The sequence below is a fragment of the Cupriavidus sp. 8B genome (assembly GCF_054589115.1).
The window spans coordinates 1-338 of record NZ_BAAILO010000635.1 but is presented as its reverse complement, the minus strand read 5'-3'; the positions used below and the strand labels follow the sequence as shown (position 1 = coordinate 338).

At 66.3% G+C, this 338-nt stretch carries 1 protein-coding gene; it reads right to left on the bottom strand.

From position 1 onward, the window contains the following. Nucleotides 1-338, bottom strand: a 338-nt coding sequence (locus tag ACYP5B_RS51465; protein ID WP_459575225.1) for an aldehyde dehydrogenase family protein, incomplete at both ends; no start/stop codon positions are given.

The window sequence follows — 338 nt, the reverse complement described above, 5'->3', positions numbered from 1 at the left end:
GGCACGTTCTTGATCAGGTCGGCGAACACCTTGAAGTTGGCCGCGCCGCGCGGGATGTCGATGTGGCTGGCGAGGGAGTGCGGTTTGCCGGTGTCGGCGATCTCGGCTTGCAGGAAGTCGTCGAAGCGCCGGTTGATGCCGTCTGCCACCGCATGCAGCAGCTCGACGCGTTGCGCCACGGTCATCTTGCCCCAGGGACCCTTGAGCGCATGCTTTGCCGCGGCCACGGCGGCATCGACCTCGGCCTGCCCGGCCTCGTGGACATGCCCGATCAGGCTGTTGTCGACCGGGTTGCGGTCGTCGAACTGGCGATTGGTGGCCACCCATTCGCCGTTGAT